This window comes from Turicibacter bilis (genome assembly GCF_024499055.1).
GTDB lineage: Bacteria > Bacillota_I > Bacilli_A > MOL361 > Turicibacteraceae > Turicibacter > Turicibacter bilis.
In genome coordinates this window covers 1363476-1381365 of record NZ_CP071249.1, presented here as the reverse complement: position 1 = coordinate 1381365, position 17890 = coordinate 1363476, and the positions used below count along the sequence as shown (strand labels likewise).

Below are 17890 nucleotides of genomic sequence, written 5' to 3'. Positions count from 1 at the left end.
CGTTATAATATCCTTACTATTCCAACTTTAGAAGAAGGTGTCATCTCATGTCAGAATCTGAAATCATCAAAGTTTATCAGGAGGGGATTCAATCCGTTATTAGTTTAGTTCAAGGACTTTCCACTCAAATCTCTGAGTTATCTCAGACTGTTTCAGATTTAGATGCTCGCCTTAAGAAACTTGAAAAACAATCAAATCAAACCAGTCAAAATAGTAGCTTACCTCCGTCAACCGATGGTTTTAAAAAGACAAAAAGTTTGCGTCAACCTTCAAATAAAAAAACGGGTGGTCAAGTCGGGCATCAAGGTTCAACCTTAAAAATGGTAAAAGATCCGGATCTTGTCGTCACACATCATCCGAAAACTTGCCAAGGGTGTGGGTGTTGTTTAGAAAACGTTGAACCTCAAAAAACGATTCGACGTCAAGTTTTTGATTTACCGAGCTTAAGGCTTCAAGTGACTGAGCATCAATCCCAAATTAAAGTCTGTCCTAACTGTCACTTTAAAAATGAAGGACTATTTCCGAAACATGTCACACAACCGACACAATATGGGCCACATTTAACAAGTGTATTAACTTATTTCAGTCACTATCAATTGATTCCTTTCAACCGTCTGAAACAATTGACTCAAGATATTTTCAAAGCGACCATCAGCCAAGGAACACTGGTGAATATGACGAAACGATGTGATGAGTTATTAGAAACGACTGAAGCTTCAATCAAAGAAAATCTTTTGGCATCAAATCATCTTCATTTAGATGAAACAGGCTGTTATGTCAATGGAAAGAGACACTGGCTTCACGTGACTTCAAATCAAAAATTCACGCATTACTTTGTTCATGAAAAGCGTGGCTCTCAAGCAATTGAAGCCAATGGCATTCTTCCCTCTTTCAAAGGAACCGTCATCCATGACCATTGGACCCCGTATTTTAAATATGATGATTGTACGCATGCTTTATGTAACGTTCATCATTTAAGAGAGTTTAAAGGAATCATCGATTTTGAGAACCAACAGTGGGCAAAAAACATGACGAAATTATTACTTGAAGCTAAAACTTATTCAGAAGAGACGGAATATCCTTTACCCTTATCTAAAATACAGGAGTTTGAGAAACGATACCAACAAATCATCGAAGAGGGTTACCGTGAGAATCCTTTAAAACTGCATGAAAAGAATACGGATTTCGTTCGATTACTCAATCGTTTATCGAAACGACAAGAAGAAGTATTAGAATTTCTGTATCAAGTTGAAGTTCCGTTTGATAATAATTTAGCTGAGCGTGATGTCCGAATGACTAAAACTAAACAAAAAATATCCGGATGTTTCCGAACAGAAAAAGGTGCTCATTGTTTCACCCGAATCAGAGGTTTCATCTCTACTTGTCAAAAGCAAGGATTAAATATTATCGAAAGTATTGAAACCATTTTAATGGGAAATACGATTCAATTTTCATAACATTCACAAGGAGTACTTCACTAAATGAGCACTCCTTTTTGTGATACTCTTTTCTACTAGGCTGAATAGTTACAAATAAAGTTGAATTCCCTCTAGGATATAGAGGGAATTTTTCATTCTATCTCATGAGTAATTAGTGTATAATAATAGTAAAGAAAAGAGGTGTTCGTATTGGAATGGTTTAAAAAATTTATGGAAGATCGAACAGGTGTTGATCATTTATCATTGGCTTTACTAATCGTTTCAATTCTTCTCTTTTTGGTTGGAAAGTTATTTGGATGGGAATTCTTTGCTTGGCTCGCTTTAGTTCCACTTGTTCTTTGTTACTATCGAGCACTATCTAAAAATAAACTAAAGCGTCATCAAGAAAATATTTTATTCTTAAAATACTGGTATCCTATTCAATCTAAATGGATCAACCAATATCGTGCATTCAAAGCAAAGCGCCAATATAAATATTTCAAATGTAAAGAATGTGGACAACAATTACGCGTTCCTCGTAAAAAAGGAAAAATTGAAATTACATGTCCAAAATGCCGTCATACGTTTATTAAGAAAACTTAAAGTACTTGTTTTTACAAGTACTTTTTTTATATCTTTCTTTTTCTTTTCAAATACTAAGTATCAGATAGGAGGGGGACTCCTACGCTAAGTACGAAATTCATTAGATTTGAGTCTTAGCCATCCTCAGATGGCAGAGGGAGTCCTCATCCTTCACCAATAAGTGAAGGGGAGCCCTCACTAAAGTCGGAGACTTTAAATCCACAATTAGTGAGGTAGATCTTCAACTAATGAGGGGACCCCTACGCTAAGTACGAAAATCCATTAGATTTGAGTCTTAGCTATCCTCCACTGATAGGGAAAGGGTTCCCTGCGCTAAGTATGAAAATCCTTTAGGATTGAGTCTTAGCCATCCTCAGCTGGCAGGGGGAGTTCTCGTCCTTCACGAACAAGTGAAGCTCTCTTCAACTAATGAGGCAATCACCTACATTAGAACCGTCTTATATGAGTACTTGCACATATATTCAACTCAACTGATAACTATTATCATTTGTATGAAACTGTGCTACAATAGACATAACATAAGTAAGAGTACTTTTTTAGGAGGAGCTTTTTATGAAAAAGTTTAAAGGATTAGTCTTTACTTTAATGAGTTTTGTTGTCCTATTAGTTGGATGTGATACTGATTCAAAAATGGGTTCAGTATCAGATAAATTACAAATTGTTACAACATTATTTCCACAATATGATTTTGCACGTGTAATCGGTGGCGATAAGGTAGATGTCACATTATTATTACCAGCTGGAATGGAATCACACTCATATGAGCCGACACCAGCTGATATTATTAAGATTAATAAAGCAGATTTATTTATTTATACGGGAGAATCAATGGAGCAATGGGCTCATAGTATTATTGAGAGTGTTGATAGTAACGAAGTTTATGTTTTAGATGTTTCAAAAAATGTTCCATTATTAGCTCCAAATAGTACAGTTGAAGATAATCACGACCATGAAGATGAAAATCATGACCATGATGCAGATACTGATCACAATCATGAAGATGAAAATCATGACCATGATGCAGATACTGATCACGACCATGAAGATGAAAATCATAACCATGATGCAGAAGTAGAAGCGGGACATGATCATTCTGAAGGGGATGGGCATAATCATACTTATGATCCACACATTTGGACAAGTCCAAAAAACGCGATGATTATGGTGAATAATATTTTGGAGGCCTTATGTGAAGTTGATCCAGAGAATGCAGACTACTATAAAGACAATGCTAATGCTTATTTAGCTGAATTAGAAGAGTTAGATCACGAACTTAAAGATGTGGTGGCGAATGCGAAGCGTGATACGATTTATCATGGTGGACGCTTTGCGATGCAGTATTTAACGAATCAATATGGAATTCATTATGTATCGGCGCCATTTGAAGCTGAACCGAGTGCTGCTTTAGTTGCACAAATGATTAAAGAGATTAAAGAACAAAATATTCCCGTTATTTATTATGAAGAATTAGTAGACCCAAAAATTTCGCAAATGATTAGTGACGAAACGGGAGCAAAAATGTTATTATTACATTCATGCCACAATGTTTCTAAAGAAGATTTTAATAATGGTGTCACTTATTTATCATTAATGAAACAGAATGTGGAAAATTTAAAAGTAGGATTGGATTAATATGGCGATTTTATCTTGTAAAGATTTAAATGTTCAATACGATAATCAAGTAGCGTTAAAAGATGTTAATTTTGAATTAGAAGATGGCGATTATTTATGTATCATTGGGGATAATGGTTCTGGGAAAAGTACATTAATGAAGTCAATTCTTGGATTAGTAACGCCAAAGTCAGGTAATATTCAATACGGATCTCACTTAAAAAGTCATGATATTGGTTATCTGCCACAACAAACAGTGGTTCAGCGAGATTTCCCAGCTTCTGTGTATGAAGTGGTATTATCAGGATGCTTAAATAAACGAGGGTGGCGCCCGTTTTATTCTGCCGAAGAAAAAAAACGTGCCCTTGAAAATCTTAAAAAATTGAAAATTGAACATTTGAAAAAGAAATGTTATCGTGATTTATCGGGTGGACAGCAGCAACGTGTTTTAATTGCACGCGCACTATGTGCGTCAGAGAAAATTTTATTGTTAGATGAACCGGTCACAGGTTTAGATCCAGTGACGACTGCTAACCTTTATCAAATCATTGAAGAGTTAAATAAAGAATATGGTATGAGTATTATTATGGTAACGCATGATATGAATAGTGGTTTAGAACATGCAACGAAGATCTTGAGATTGAATAAAGAAGTTGTATTTTATGGAACGCCAGAGGAGTATTTATGCTTTACGAATTCGTGCCATCATATGGGAGAGGTAAAGCATGTTTAGTATTTGGCAAGAGATGTTTTCGTATAGTTTTATGGTGCGTGCGATTGTGGTTGGAAGTGCGGTATCACTATGTGCAGCTTTACTGGGCGTAAGCTTAGTATTGAAGCGTTATTCGATGATTGGAGATGGATTATCTCACGTCGGATTCGGGGCACTATCAATTGCAATGGCCATGAACTTAGCACCGTTAAAAATTGCAGTACCAGTTGTTGTCATTGCAGCATTTTTCTTATTGCGAATTTCACAAAATAGTAAGATTAAAGGTGATGCTGCGATTGGATTAATTTCAAGTACTTCGATTGCGATTGGGGTAACGGTGACGTCACTAACGAGTGGATTAAATGCAGATATTAATAGCTACATGTTTGGTAGTGTTTTAGCAATGACACAAAGTGATGTGAAAATTAGTATTGTGTTATCAGTTCTTGTATTTATTTTGTTCGTTATTTTTTATGATCGTATTTTTGCGACCACATTTGATGAGAATTTTGCAAAGGCCACAGGTGTAAAAGTTGAACTGTATAATATGTTAATCGCATTCTTAACTGCAATTACGATTGTTCTTGGGATGCGTATTATGGGAACGATGTTAATTTCAAGCTTAATTATTTTCCCAGCCTTAACCTCTATGCGAGTGTTTAATAGTTTTAAGAGTGTCATTATTTCATCAGGAATTATTTCGGTCGCTTGTTTCTTTATAGGAATGACCGTTTCCTTCTTATATTCAACGCCTGCTGGGGCTAGTGTCGTATTAGTGAATGCAGTTGCTTTTCTTATTTTTAGTGTGATTGGTATGGTAACAAAGCGCATATAATTAATGGGGTGTTTCATTTGAAACTCCCTTTTTTATAAGGAGGAGGATGCATGTTAGACGGATTAATGAGTGATTATCCATTTTTAAAGATGTTAGATGAAGAGGCATTAGCAATTATTGAACGGAATTTAGTACAAAAAAAGGTTCAAGCAGGGGAATTATTAATTAATGGTGAGGAAGCATGCTGGGGATTTTCATTTATTAAAAGTGGCGTATTACGTGTGTATCGCTTAAATGATGAAGGACGTGAAGTAACATTATATCGTTTAAGAAAAGGTGATAGTTGTTTTATGACCGTGATTTGTGCATTAGCACAAAGTAAGACACACGCTTATGTCCGTGTAGAAGAAGATAGTGAGCTTGTTATTTTGCCAATTTTGTTATTTGAAAAGTATTTAATTAATCATCCAGTGTATTTACAGTTTGTCTTCAAGAATTTATATGAGAAGTTTTTAAGTGTGATACAAGTGGTTGAAAATGTGACGTTTAATAGTATTGAGCAGCGTGTGATTGATTATTTAAAAGAGCATAGTCGTGGTGGATTGTTATATCGCACCCATGAACAAATTGCCTTTGATATTGGTTCAACCCGTGAAGTTGTTAGTCGTACACTTAAATCGCTTGAGCGAAAAGGAAAGGTTAAGTTAGAGCGTGGAAAAATTTTAATCAAAAAATAGATTGCATTAACCATTGTGTGACTTTGTCACGGAATGGTTTTTTTATTTTATATATACTAGTACTATAAGTTACAAAAAAAGGAGTGAATGAATCATGAAGTTACCAAATTGGATGAAGAGTGCAATTCTTTTATCGTTATCATTTTTTATAGCAGTTTGGTTAGTAAAGCCAGTTGGCGTTTCAACGCAATTTAGTGTATTAAGTGGGATTATTCATACCGCAATTGATAAAGATGCTTTAGAAGAGAATGCATATTATCAAAAAGATGATGGGAAGATTGCTGAAGAAATTGAACATCCATGGAATTACAATTTTGTATTCGTATTAGCGATTCCGGTTGGTGGGATGATTGGCTATGCTTTAGATTCTAAGCGCCGTGAATCACGTCGTGAGAATACAACTTGTTCTATTAAATCATCAGTATGGCGTACGTATGTGTTACCGTTTATTGGAGGAATTCTATTGTTATTTGGAGCACGTATGGCAGGTGGATGTACAAGTGGTCATATGATGAGTGGAATGATGCAAAGTAGTGTGAGCGGCTATGTGTTTGCGGCGTCGGTTTTCATAGTTGCGATTCCAACCGCTTTAATTATAACTAAGATTCGTTCAAGAAAGGTGGGAATGTAAATGATGATTGTATTAGCTATTTTATTAGGTGGATTTTTTGGATTTGCCCTTTATAAAGTAGGAGCTGCTAATATGGATAATTTATTATCGATGTTAAGTTTACGTAATTTAACGTTAATGAAAATTATTTTATTTGCGATTGGATTAGCGAGTGTCTTAGTTGCGTTATTTTATGCGATTGGATGGTTTGATCCCGCGCATTTAAGTGTAAAAGCAACACACTTAGGTGTTGTTATCGGTGGATTAATTTTTGGTTTAGGATTTGGAGGGGTTGGTACTTGTCCTGGAACATGTGTTGCTGGTGCGATGACAGGCGGATTTAAAAAAGCTATTAGTGCGGTTTTAGGTGGATTAGTTGGTGCCTTTTTATTTTCAATGAGCTATGGATGGTTAGCTGATAAAGGATTTTTTGATGTGCTTAATTTAGGTAAATTAACACTATTTCATGTGTCAGACAAATATCCATCAGTGTTTAAAATGGGATATGGAGGACTAGCTATTGTTGGCGTAATTTTCATTACAGTTGCAATTATTTTACCGATCAAGGGATTAAAAAAATAATTGAATAAACATTAAAAGATAAACATAAAATAATATTGTTTTTCTTTGTCTTAAATGCTTTAAATAACATAAAAACCAAAAAAGTAAAGTGGTAAATGTTTTCAAAAATAATGAAAATAATGCTCAAAATTTACATGAATACTTTGCTTGAATCTTACGTTTTTTTTTAGTAAGATGGTTATATTAAATCTTCATCTTTTGTCCTTTTTCGCTAAAATGAGACGTTCAAAAGATGGAGATTTTTATGTGTAAAGGGGTGTTTACTGTGCGAGAAGTGATTAAACGTGATGGAACTCATGTAGCCTTTGATGAGTCTAAGATTTATCAGGCCATATTGAAAGCAATGAAATATGGAAGTGGAGTAATTGATAAGGAAATCGCAAAGAAGATTGCCCATGAGATCAATTTAACATTTGAACATTTACAAACAACGCCAACCATTTTTCAAATTGAAACGTATGTGTATTTAAAGTTAATTGAGAATGGTCATGAGTTGACAGCGAAAGCTTATGAAGGGTATCGTGCGATTCAACAGTTTAAGCGTGAAACGAATACAACAGATGATAGTATTTTAAGTTTGATTGATTTAAGTAATGAAGAGGTCATGAATGAGAACTCGAATAAGAACCCAATGATGGCTTCTACTCAGCGTGATTTAATCGCGGGAGAAGTGTCAAAGGATATTACGCGACGTAAGAAGTTGCCGGCACGTATCGTGCAGGCTCATGATGAGGGAGTCTTACACTTTCATGATATGGATTATTTCATGCAATCGATCTTCAACTGCTGCTTGATTGACATTAAAGATATGCTAGATAACGGAACGGTTATTAATAAGCGAATGATCGAAAGTCCAAAAAGTTTTCAAGTCGCTTGTACGGTTATGACGCAAATTATCGCGCAAGTAGCTAGTAGTCAGTACGGAGGACAGTCAATCGATATCCGACATCTTGGAAAATATTTAAGACGAAGCCGTGATAAGTATGTCGCGATGTTAGAAGGTGTTATTTCTTCAAAAGCTGAACTTTCACAAACAGTCGAAGCATTAATGGCTAAAGAATTAGCATCAGGTGTTCAAACAATTCAATATCAAATTAATACATTAATGACAACAAATGGTCAAAGTCCTTTCGTGACCCTATTTTTAAATTTAGATGAAACTGATGAATATGCCCAGGAGGTTGCTTTAATTATTGAGGAAATCTTGAAGCAGCGTATTCAAGGGATTAAGAATGAAAAAGGAATTTATACAACACCAACATTCCCTAAGTTAGTTTATGTCCTTCATGAACATAACTGCTTAGAAGGTGGAAAGTATGATTACATTACGGAATTAGCAGTTGAGTGTAGTTCGAAACGTTTATATCCAGATTATATTTCTGCTAAAGAGATGAGAAAAATTTACGAAGGAAATGTGTTTAGCCCAATGGGTCAAGGAACGGCCCATGTAAAACCTTGTGAACTGTTATGTGCATAACGGGTGTGCATTCTACACGAGAGTGGAACAGTAGGAAATGACTGTTTAAGGATGTGCTAACTGGGAAGCCTAAGTGTTTTTACATATGGTAATCCAGTGCTAAGCCATTCATTTTTGAATGGAAAGTCAATCGACTATCGAAAGCGTAGCTCTCTTTGAGGGTGAGTAAGTGAGTAGAGTACAGTGGGAGATGCACCCATTGGAAGTGCAAGGCGCGATGATGGATGTGGGAGTCCTGAGCGAAGATATAGTCAGAGTGGGTAACCAGTATAGAAATGTACACCTCACTTGTGTCGTAGTTTCTTATCTCCATGGAAAGATGAGAATGGAGAGTATAAGTTTGAAGGACGCTTTAATCAAGGGGTTGTGAGCTTAAATTTACCTCAGATTGGAATTGTTGCAGCTGGGGATGAGGACAAGTTCTGGAACTTGCTTGATAACCGTTTAGATTTATGTTATGAGGCGTTAATGTGCCGTCACAATGCGTTAAAAGGAACGTTATCAGATGAGTCTCCAATTCATTGGCAGTACGGTGCCATTGCCCGTTTACCACAAGGAGCGGTAATTGATCCATTGCTTATGGATGGATATTCAACCATTTCATTAGGATATATTGGATTATACGAAGTAACAAAACTGATGACAGGAGTGTCACACGTGCATCCTGATGGAGAAGCATTCGCTCTAAAAGTGATGAAACGTCTAGAGGAAGCGACAAAATTGTGGAAACAACAAACGGGAATTGGATTTGGTTTATATGGAAGTCCAGCTGAATCTTTATGTTATCGTTTTGCGAAGATTGATTTACAGAAATTCGGTGAAATTAAGGACGTGACGGATAAAGGATATTATACGAATTCTTATCACGTCGATGTGCGTGAGGAGATTGATGCATTCTCGAAATTACAGTTTGAATCTCAGTTCCAGCCAATTTCAACAGGAGGATGTATTTCATATATTGAAATCCCAAATATGTCGCATAACTTAGAAGCATTAAAGCAGTTAGTGAATTATATTTATCATAATATTCAATATGCTGAGTTTAATACGAAGTCAGATTGTTGTCATGTTTGTCACTTTGAGGGTGAAATTATTATCAATGATGACTTAACATGGGAATGTCCAAATTGTCATAATAAAGATCAGGCGAAGATGAATGTTATTCGCCGCACGTGCGGGTATTTAGGAGACAATTTCTGGAATAAAGGGAAAACAGCGGAAATTAAGAGTCGTGTACTTCATTTATAAGCTAAAAGGCTAGTATAAATTAGATATCTATTTGTATATAGCTGATGAAAATGAGTATATTATGAGTAGGAGTTTCATTTCTACTGTAATGATGGCTTCTATTTGTGATACAGATAAGAAAACAGAGCCAATTTGGCTCTGTTTTCCTTAGCTTATCATTAGGTATGTAGGGAACAGATATGATAAACTTATAGTAGTTAAGAATAGGAAATGTGGTGATTTTGATGTATTATGCACAAATTCGAAAATTTGATACTGCTAATGGAACTGGTATTCGTTCAAGTTTATTTGTATCTGGATGTACGCATTGTTGTGAAGGTTGTTTTAATCAAGATTATAAACATTTCAGATATGGTCATCCGTGGACTAAAGATGTAGAGGATCAATTTATAAACCACCTGACGAATCCTAATGTACATGGCGTAACGATCCTTGGTGGCGAACCCATGGATCAAGTTCGAGATAATGATTTACTTAATTTAGTGCAGCGAATTAAGGAAGAGACGAAGCAAAATATTTGGATTTATTCAGGATATACGTTTGAAGAGATTATGGCACATCCAAAGACGCGTGCTATTTTAATGCATTGTGATGTATTAGTGGATGGTCCATTTGTTGAAAATTTAAAAAATTTAAAACTACGATTTAGAGGAAGCAGTAATCAGCGAATTATTGATATCCAAAAGTCGTTACAAGAAGGACAAGTATGTGTATTGGAAAATTATTAATAGAAGCAGATTTATATGAGAAGTAGCTCAATTCAAGAGTGAGAGTTTAGTGATTCTTATTCATATAAAACAAGGTAGGGGAAGGAGTTTATAGATGAATCAGTTGATTTATTTTGCGAAGGTAAAACCGGAAGCAATTATTCCATCAAAACGTGTTGAAGATGGAGCATTTGATATTTATGCTTGTTTTAAAGAGGATTACATGAAAGTTGAACCTCATGAGACGGTGTTAGTTCCGACAGGAATTGCATCAGCATTTTCAAGTGACTATGTCGCAATTATTAAAGAGCGTGGCTCAACAGGATCAAAAGGAATCGGCCAAAGATGTGGTGAATAAAATTTATATAACTAACACAGTATAATCTCATTATAACCATATAATGAAGTAGAAAAAATTTTGACTTATATGGTCAGATTATGTTAGCGTGTTTTAAGTTTTTAACTTAGACTTGCTTAATGTAATTGATTTTATTTATCAATTATTATATAGATTGATAGGAGATTATACATGCAGAACTATGAATTTAATCCAGATAAGAATGAATTTATTGCTAATTACCAAAAATTAAAATCTGGTAAAAATATGTCAGAATATTATGGGGTTAGTGTTCGAAAAATATATTCTTATGCTCAAAAGATAAATTATAGAAATACTTTAAAGAAAGATATTTCATGGAAACCACAAGATAAAGAGGAATTTATTAAATTGTATAATCAGTTAAAATCATCAACATTGATGGCAGAGCATTATAGAGTTAGTAAGAAAACGATTCTCAAATATGCTAAATCTATTGGGTTTAGGAATGAATATAGAAACTCTTTAACGAAAGAAGAAGTAAACTATGTTTTAGAAAGTTATCATTTAAAAAAGGCAAATACTATAAGTAAAGAGTTAGGAGTTTCTAAATCACTTATTACTAAAACATGGAGAATCAATAATTTAAGTGGAAAGACGTGTAGGAGATACTATATAAATGAGGATTATTTTTTCAATATAGACACAAAAGATAAAGCATATTTTCTAGGGATAATTGCTTCAGATGGATGTGTCTATTATCAACAAAATCCAAATAAGTTAAAGATGTTATCCTTTCAATTTAATATAAAAGATAGGGAAATAATTGACTCTTTTCTTTACTATACAGAAGCAGAGTATAAACCTATTATTAAGAATAAATATATATCTTTACAGATTAATAGTGATAAAATTGTAAATGATCTAGAGAAATATAATATAGTTCAGCGAAAAACATGGATATATGTACCTTATTTAATAGATAATCAACTCATGTGGCATTATTTACGTGGTTATTTTGATGGAGATGGTTCAATTTATCTTTGTGGAAAAGTGAATCCAAGTAATTGGATAATATCTATCTGTGGGAATGAATGTACAATGCATGCTTTTCAAAACTTTCTTAGAACTCATGGGATTGAAAGTTATGTAAGGTTAGATAATAGAAAAGAAAAGTATAAATATGATTTTTATAATTTGATTATTCGTAAAAATAGTGAGAAGATTAAATTTATACAAATGCTATATCATGATTCAGAAAATTTAAGGTTAAATAGGAAATATCTTAAATGTGTTGAATTTTTAAAGCTATATAATGAACGCCATCCTAATTAGAAATAGTTAGGTAATAAAGTGGGGTGTATCGGTGAAGTCCACCAATTTATTGGATAATACCGAGGGCTATAATACCTAATATAGTCTGTAACGCATAGGTAGTGAGCGTAAGTTAGGGATTGCAATAATCTACCCAAGAGCCTCCACCACCCTAACGTAAAGTCGAGGGTGAAAATGTATGCTGGACTTACACGATGGAAAAGTGTAAGAACTAACAAATAAAAAGTTGTTAGGGTAACAATTCGGTCATCGATTCGGGATATCGTGGTGAGTGGTTTATTGCTTTAACGAACCATAATACAAAGTCTTTAGTGATTGCAAAGGAGTCTGTTAAAGATCAGTTTGAAGGATGTATTGTTTATCCTTATGAAAAAGGAATTTGCCAGTGTATGATGGTAGAAGTTCCTAAACTTCAGATTGAAGAAATGAGTTATGAAGACTTATTAAAGATTGAATCTGAGCGTGGAACAGGTGCGCTTGGTTCATCAGGTAAGTAAGAAGACAGCGAAAGCTGTCTTTTTTATTTTTACACTTTTTACTGAATAATATATAATTTTGTAAGAAGGGAGAGAGAGTATGATTCGATTATCACAGAGTTGGGTGCTTTATTTATTAATTTTTGGCATAGTCCCGCTACTTTTATCGGTGCGTTCATATGTTTGGGGACGTGAGGGATATGCTTTTTTAAATCGTACGAATATCGAAGTAGTCAAAGGATTCTCCATGTTATTAATTATTTTTCAAAGTTTATGTGATCGATTAGTGAATCAAAATCTTTTCACCATTAGTATTTCAAGAAGCGGGATACTAGGAGTGACACTGTTTTTATTTATTTGTGGGTATGAGGCAATGACTCAATATATGAATAACCGACGTTATTTAAGAGGTTTTATTTTTCATCAAGTGATTCGAATGGTCTGTGTGTTTTTAGTTTGTAATTTCCTAGGTGCACTTGTGAATATTTCAATGGGTGGTCATGATAGTTTGAAGGACATGTTATATCAGACAGTGACTTTTCATTTTTCAGACAGAACAAGTGCCTGGTTAATCGGTACACTTCTTTATTTTTATATCGCATTTTATCTAAGTTATCGAACAAAGTTTAAAATGAATTTATTATTATGGTTCAGTGTAATTTATATTGGGATTAGTTTCGCCGCAAGATGGAATTTTAGTATTGCGTTTTGCTTCTTAGTCGGTGTATTTGTTGCTAAATATAAAAAATATTTATTCCGTTTGATACGTGAATCTTTACTGGGCCTTTTTATAGGTTCATTGGTCTCGTTTAGTGGGATCTATTTACTATACCTGAAAGGATTTACGTTCATTTCTCCGCTGGTACCTTATGTGTTTTTAATATTAGTTTTATGTATATTGATGAAGTTGCAGTGTCGATCACGAGTATTTGCTATGATTGGATATGCAGCTACAGAGTTATATTTAGTTCATGAGGTATTATTAATTTTAGTTTTAGGTTATTCAGAGACACGAAGTGGTGGTTTCTTAGTATTATTCTTGATTCTTGCATTTGTTGGTGCATTTTTCTTGAAAAACGTTTCTTGTCGAATGTTCTCGGTTCCGAAGCAATATCATGTACAAAAATAGATATTTTTTGTCGGAAATCGAATGAGTATTTCCTCTTTCTCTTATAATTAGAGAAGGAGGGCGATTTGATGAGTGATGGGTTGATTAAACGAATATTTCAAGGATTAGTAGTCGCGTATATTTTATTATGCTTAATGTTAATATTAGGATCAGTTTTATGTTGAAAATCGGCTTGCTTTAGGCACCGATTTTTTTATTTAACCTTTGTGATCTCTATAGCTATTTGTTGATTGTATTGATATCACAAAGGTTTATTTGATGAGATTTGATATTTGGATAATTTCTAAGCAGTCAACTTCCTAAATATAGGTGTTGAGGTTAGAGGATTTGATTAATAAAAGTTTAACAATACTATGGGCTCAACTAGTTGTGACAACAATTTTATTTTTATCCAATTTAAGACATACCTTTACAAACAAATTCTATCAAAAAATTTCCTAGGAAAATATCTATAGATTGGTGTCTATTTTTATCAGAGCAATGAAATATTGCGTAATTGTAATAGAGATTTTGTAGTAAGAACTTAAAGTTTTGATAAACTAACGTTTTTAGACTATGAGAAATGATATTCTCAACGAAAACATCTCTCTCATCCATAGTTATCCAATTTTAACTTTCTTTGTCAAATAAGTTCTTTCATAGATTTTTTTCTCATAAGGTGTTAATGCCTTTTTAAATATAGGGGGAGGAATTTCAATGAAAGTACGCATCGCAACAGTAGAAGATGTTCAGGCCTTACATCAGCTTCATTTTGAATTAAATTGTCATCGTCATACATTACAGCCAACAAATTTTCAGGGGCATAGTGTTGATGAGGAATGGATTTGTGAGAATATTTTGAATGTTGACAAGGATTATTTGGTTTTAGAGATTAAGGATGAAGTTGTAGGAATGGCCCTTCTAGAGAAGAAAGAAGGTCATACGGTTAATGGAAGTGTTCGGTATCGATACTTATATCTTTGTGATTTTATGATTGACTCATCACTTTGCTTACAGAAGTATGGTCATGAGTTATTTAAGGAGATTCGTCGTTATGGTAAAAAGAATTTTCTTTCATATATTCAATTAAATGAGTTAATTAATGATGAGGAACGATTAAAGTTTTTTGAAAAAGAACAGTTATTGGTAACTCAGCAAACATTAAAAAGTGCGATTTAGCTACCCGTTTGGGTAGTTTTTTTATGGTGAAGTTTTAATAGAGAGGATCATCTACTGATTGGTAGAGGGTATTTTTTTTGATGTTTCTTCATAGGCTATAGAGAATGAATGGACAAGGAGGGCTATTTATGAAGAAAGGTTTTGTTGTGATGGGGGGGGTCATCACATGTCTCTTTATTGGAAAGACAGGTTTAGCTTTTGGGCCAAGTAGCGAGTTGTTATATGATGGAATTGATGTGAGCCAGTGGCAGGGCAATATTAATTTTGAAGCTGTGAGTCAGTCTGGGATTGAGGTTGTTTATATTAAGTCGAGTGAAGGTTACTCTGTAGATCCGTATTTCGAGACGAATTATAAGAAGGCGACGGATGCTGGATTAAAGGTTGGGGTTTATCATTATGTGACAGCGACAACGGTAGAGGAAGCACAATCGGAGGCGGCCTTTTTTGTATCGAATCTTGAAGGAAAAACGATTGATTGTCGATTAGCCATGGATTTTGAGTATTTTGGTAATTTATCGCGAAATCAAATCAATGAGATAGGATTAGCTTTTTTACAGACCGTAGAGTCATTAAGTGGAAAAGAAGTCGTCGTTTATAGTGATACATCAAATGCGATAAACATTTGGGATGAGACAATTGCCCAATATCCACTTTGGGTGGCAGAATATGGAGTAGAGAGTCCACAAGCAAATGGTACATGGTTAGACTGGGTTGGATTTCAGTATAGTGATACCGGAATTATTTCTGGAATTGATGGAAGCTCAGTTGATTTAGATTATTTTACGGATGGAATTTTCTTATCTGATGTTTCGACACCTGTTTCAAGTGTACCTGAAGAACAAAAGCCATCTAATCCAAGTGAATCTTCAACTTTGGTGACAACGTATACGGTACAGAGCGGAGATACATTATCAGAAATTGCGGCTCGATATGGAACAACGGTAAATGAGTTGATAAGCTTAAATGGAATTAGTAATCCAAATTTAATTTATCCGGGAGAAGTGTTGAGAATCCCAGGAAGAGTGAGTGAATCAAGTAGTTCTTCACTAACAATATATAAGGTACAGAGTGGAGATACATTATCAGAAATTGCGGCTCGATATGGAACAACGGTAAATGAGTTGATGAGCTTAAATGGAATTAGTAATCCCAATTTAATTTATCCGGGAGAAGTGTTGAGAATCCCAGGAAGAGTGAGTGAATCAAGTAGTTCTTCATTAACAATATATAAGGTACAGAGCGGAGATACATTATCAGAAATTGCAGCTCGATATGGAACAACGGTAAATGAGTTGATGAGCTTAAATGGAATTAGTAATCCAAATTTAATTTATCCGGGAGAAGTGTTGAGAATTCGAGGGAATGTAAGCGGATCAGTGGCAACTTATACGGTACAAAGTGGAGATACATTATCAGAAATTGCAGCTCGATATGGAACAACAGTGAATAGATTAGTCAGCTTAAATGGAATTAGTAATCTGGATTTGATTTATCCAGGAGAAGTGTTGAGAATTCGAGGAAGAATGATTGGATCAAGTAGTTCTTCACTAACAATATATAAGGTACAAAGTGGAGATACATTATCAGAAATTGCAGCTCGATATGGAACAACAGTGAATGAATTAGTGAACTTAAATGAGATTAGTAATCCGAACCTGATTTATCCAGGAGAAGTGTTGAGAATTCGAGGGAATGTGAGCGGATCAAGTAGTGCATCAGTGGCAACTTATACGGTACAAAGTGGAGATACATTATCAGAAATTGCAGCTCGATATGGAACAACAGTGAATGAATTAGTGAACTTAAATGAAATTAATAATCCCAATCTGATTTATACGGGAGAGGTTTTGCGCTTGAGTTTGTTAGATGAGGTATCCGATTCTATGATGGAATGACGATGTGGGAATATGATTCAGATACATTCCAATTTCAATTTATTATTACGATTCCTCTCCCCTCTTAGTAAAGTGTGGATTTGAAAAAACGGTTAGCCATCACAAATGATGACTAACCGTTTTTTTTAAGTACTTGTTATCGTTCCGCCGTTTGGATGAAGAATTTGTCCGGTCATGTAACTTGAATCATCACTAGCTAAAAAGAGAAAGGCTGGTGCCACTTCAAAAGGTTGTCCGGCTCTGTTCATCGGAACTTTAGATGTTTTTGTTCCGAATGTTTCGAGTGCTTCTGCTGGCCATGAGGCTGGTTGAAGGGGTGTCCAAATTGGGCCGGGTGCAACTCCGTTAACACGAATGCCTTTCTCAACTAGAGATTGGGAAAGTGAACGAGTGAAAGTAAGGATAGCGCCTTTTGTTGCACTATAATCAATTAAATGCTTATTTCCTTCGTAAGCTGTCACTGACGTGGTGTTAATGATAGTGCTTCCCCGCTTTAAATAAGGAAGTGCCGCTTGTGTCATATAAAAGAAAGAGTAGATATTTGTTTTAAAAGTTCGATCCAGTTGTTCTTCGCTAATATTTAAAATACTATCTGTTATGAATTGAACGGCGTGGTTATTCACAAGAATATCGATTTGTCCAAAGCGATTAAGTGCTCGACGCACGACTTCACTTGCCATTTCTTTTTTGCTTAAGTCGCCTGGAACAAGGATACAATCTCGCCCGAGCTCTAATATATGTTGTTGTGTTTCTTTCGCATCAATATGTTCATCAAGATAGGCAATGACAATATCTGCTCCTTCACGAGCAAAAAGATAGGCAACAGCGCGACCAATTCCAGAATCACCACCCGTAATAATCGCAACCTTATCTTTTAACTTCTGACTTGATGTTGCATATGGATTTTCTGAGATAGGGCGTGGCTGCATTAAGTATTCGAATCCTGGCTGTTGATCTTGGTGTTGAGGAGGGAAGGTTAAATTGACTTCTTCGCATTCTTCACGTTTTCCGATATATTTATAAACTGGATACATAAAACACCACCTTCAAAAGACTTGGAATAATATAAATATATTCGTTTAGTTTGATAAAAATGAAAGA

Annotated in this window: 18 protein-coding genes; 17 read left to right on the top strand and 1 reads right to left on the bottom strand. The window is 34.7% G+C overall.

Annotated elements, in window-relative coordinates:
• Positions 1-47: 47 nt before the first annotated feature.
• The 17 genes from tnpC to J0J69_RS06625 all read left to right on the top strand — a co-directional run bounded on the left by tnpC (position 48) and on the right by J0J69_RS06625 (position 16789).
• A complete protein-coding gene (tnpC, locus tag J0J69_RS06705) occupies positions 48-1457 on the top strand; it encodes an IS66 family transposase (RefSeq protein WP_256637946.1) in 1410 nt (469 codons plus the stop codon).
• A 171-nt stretch (positions 1458-1628) separates the two neighbouring features.
• Positions 1629-2021: a hypothetical protein gene (locus tag J0J69_RS06700; protein WP_212726125.1), complete on the top strand. Its 393-nt coding sequence runs from the start codon at positions 1629-1631 to the stop codon at positions 2019-2021.
• A 552-nt stretch (positions 2022-2573) separates the two neighbouring features.
• Positions 2574-3653 (top strand): metal ABC transporter substrate-binding protein, encoded by a 1080-nt coding sequence (locus J0J69_RS06695; RefSeq protein WP_212724128.1) that lies wholly within the window; start codon positions 2574-2576, stop codon positions 3651-3653.
• Between the two features lies 1 nt (position 3654).
• The gene (locus J0J69_RS06690) at positions 3655-4365 is read left to right on the top strand and encodes a metal ABC transporter ATP-binding protein (RefSeq protein WP_055275074.1); all 711 of its coding nucleotides are present in this window, start codon (positions 3655-3657) and stop codon (positions 4363-4365) included.
• Positions 4358-5179 (top strand): metal ABC transporter permease, encoded by an 822-nt coding sequence (locus J0J69_RS06685; RefSeq protein WP_068759065.1) that lies wholly within the window; start codon positions 4358-4360, stop codon positions 5177-5179. Before J0J69_RS06690 ends, J0J69_RS06685 begins: the two co-directional genes overlap by 8 nt.
• A 50-nt stretch (positions 5180-5229) precedes the next feature.
• Positions 5230-5856, top strand: a complete 627-nt coding sequence (locus J0J69_RS06680; RefSeq protein WP_212724127.1) for a Crp/Fnr family transcriptional regulator — start codon at positions 5230-5232, stop codon at positions 5854-5856.
• Positions 5857-5950: 94 nt separating this feature from the next.
• Positions 5951-6487, top strand: a complete 537-nt coding sequence (locus J0J69_RS06675; protein WP_212724126.1) for a YeeE/YedE thiosulfate transporter family protein — start codon at positions 5951-5953, stop codon at positions 6485-6487.
• Positions 6488-7048 (top strand): YeeE/YedE thiosulfate transporter family protein, encoded by a 561-nt coding sequence (locus J0J69_RS06670; protein ID WP_212724125.1) that lies wholly within the window; start codon positions 6488-6490, stop codon positions 7046-7048.
• Positions 7049-7313: 265 nt separating this feature from the next.
• Entirely contained in the window at positions 7314-8525 is a 1212-nt protein-coding gene (gene nrdD, locus J0J69_RS06665) for an anaerobic ribonucleoside-triphosphate reductase (RefSeq protein WP_256637945.1), read from the top strand.
• A gap of 288 nt (positions 8526-8813) precedes the next feature.
• Positions 8814-9773, top strand: coding sequence for an anaerobic ribonucleoside-triphosphate reductase (gene nrdD, locus J0J69_RS06660; RefSeq protein WP_212726124.1), 960 nt, complete (start codon positions 8814-8816; stop codon positions 9771-9773).
• Positions 9774-9997: 224 nt separating this feature from the next.
• Positions 9998-10501 carry an anaerobic ribonucleoside-triphosphate reductase activating protein gene (nrdG, locus tag J0J69_RS06655; protein ID WP_055305674.1) on the top strand — a complete coding sequence of 168 codons (504 nt, stop codon included), beginning with the start codon at positions 9998-10000 and terminating at the stop codon, positions 10499-10501.
• 94 nt (positions 10502-10595) lie between these two features.
• Complete coding sequence (locus J0J69_RS06650; RefSeq protein ID WP_237252745.1) at positions 10596-10838, top strand: dCTP deaminase/dUTPase family protein; 243 nt, start codon at positions 10596-10598, stop codon at positions 10836-10838.
• Between the two features lie 171 nt (positions 10839-11009).
• Positions 11010-12131 (top strand): LAGLIDADG family homing endonuclease, encoded by a 1122-nt coding sequence (locus tag J0J69_RS06645; RefSeq protein ID WP_212726123.1) that lies wholly within the window; start codon positions 11010-11012, stop codon positions 12129-12131.
• Between the two features lie 311 nt (positions 12132-12442).
• Positions 12443-12628 (top strand): hypothetical protein, encoded by a 186-nt coding sequence (locus tag J0J69_RS06640; RefSeq protein ID WP_237252743.1) that lies wholly within the window; start codon positions 12443-12445, stop codon positions 12626-12628.
• A gap of 79 nt (positions 12629-12707) precedes the next feature.
• Positions 12708-13736: an acyltransferase family protein gene (locus tag J0J69_RS06635; RefSeq protein WP_212726122.1), complete on the top strand. Its 1029-nt coding sequence runs from the start codon at positions 12708-12710 to the stop codon at positions 13734-13736.
• A 696-nt stretch (positions 13737-14432) separates the two neighbouring features.
• A complete protein-coding gene (locus J0J69_RS06630; RefSeq protein ID WP_212724120.1) occupies positions 14433-14894 on the top strand; it encodes a GNAT family N-acetyltransferase in 462 nt (153 codons plus the stop codon).
• A 128-nt stretch (positions 14895-15022) separates the two neighbouring features.
• Complete coding sequence (locus J0J69_RS06625; RefSeq protein ID WP_237252741.1) at positions 15023-16789, top strand: LysM peptidoglycan-binding domain-containing protein; 1767 nt, start codon at positions 15023-15025, stop codon at positions 16787-16789.
• 125 nt (positions 16790-16914) lie between these two features.
• Here the strand turns inward: J0J69_RS06625 and J0J69_RS06620 are convergent, their stop codons facing one another.
• The gene (locus tag J0J69_RS06620) at positions 16915-17823 is read right to left on the bottom strand and encodes an SDR family oxidoreductase (protein ID WP_212726121.1); all 909 of its coding nucleotides are present in this window, start codon (positions 17821-17823) and stop codon (positions 16915-16917) included.
• Positions 17824-17890: the final 67 nt, after the last annotated feature.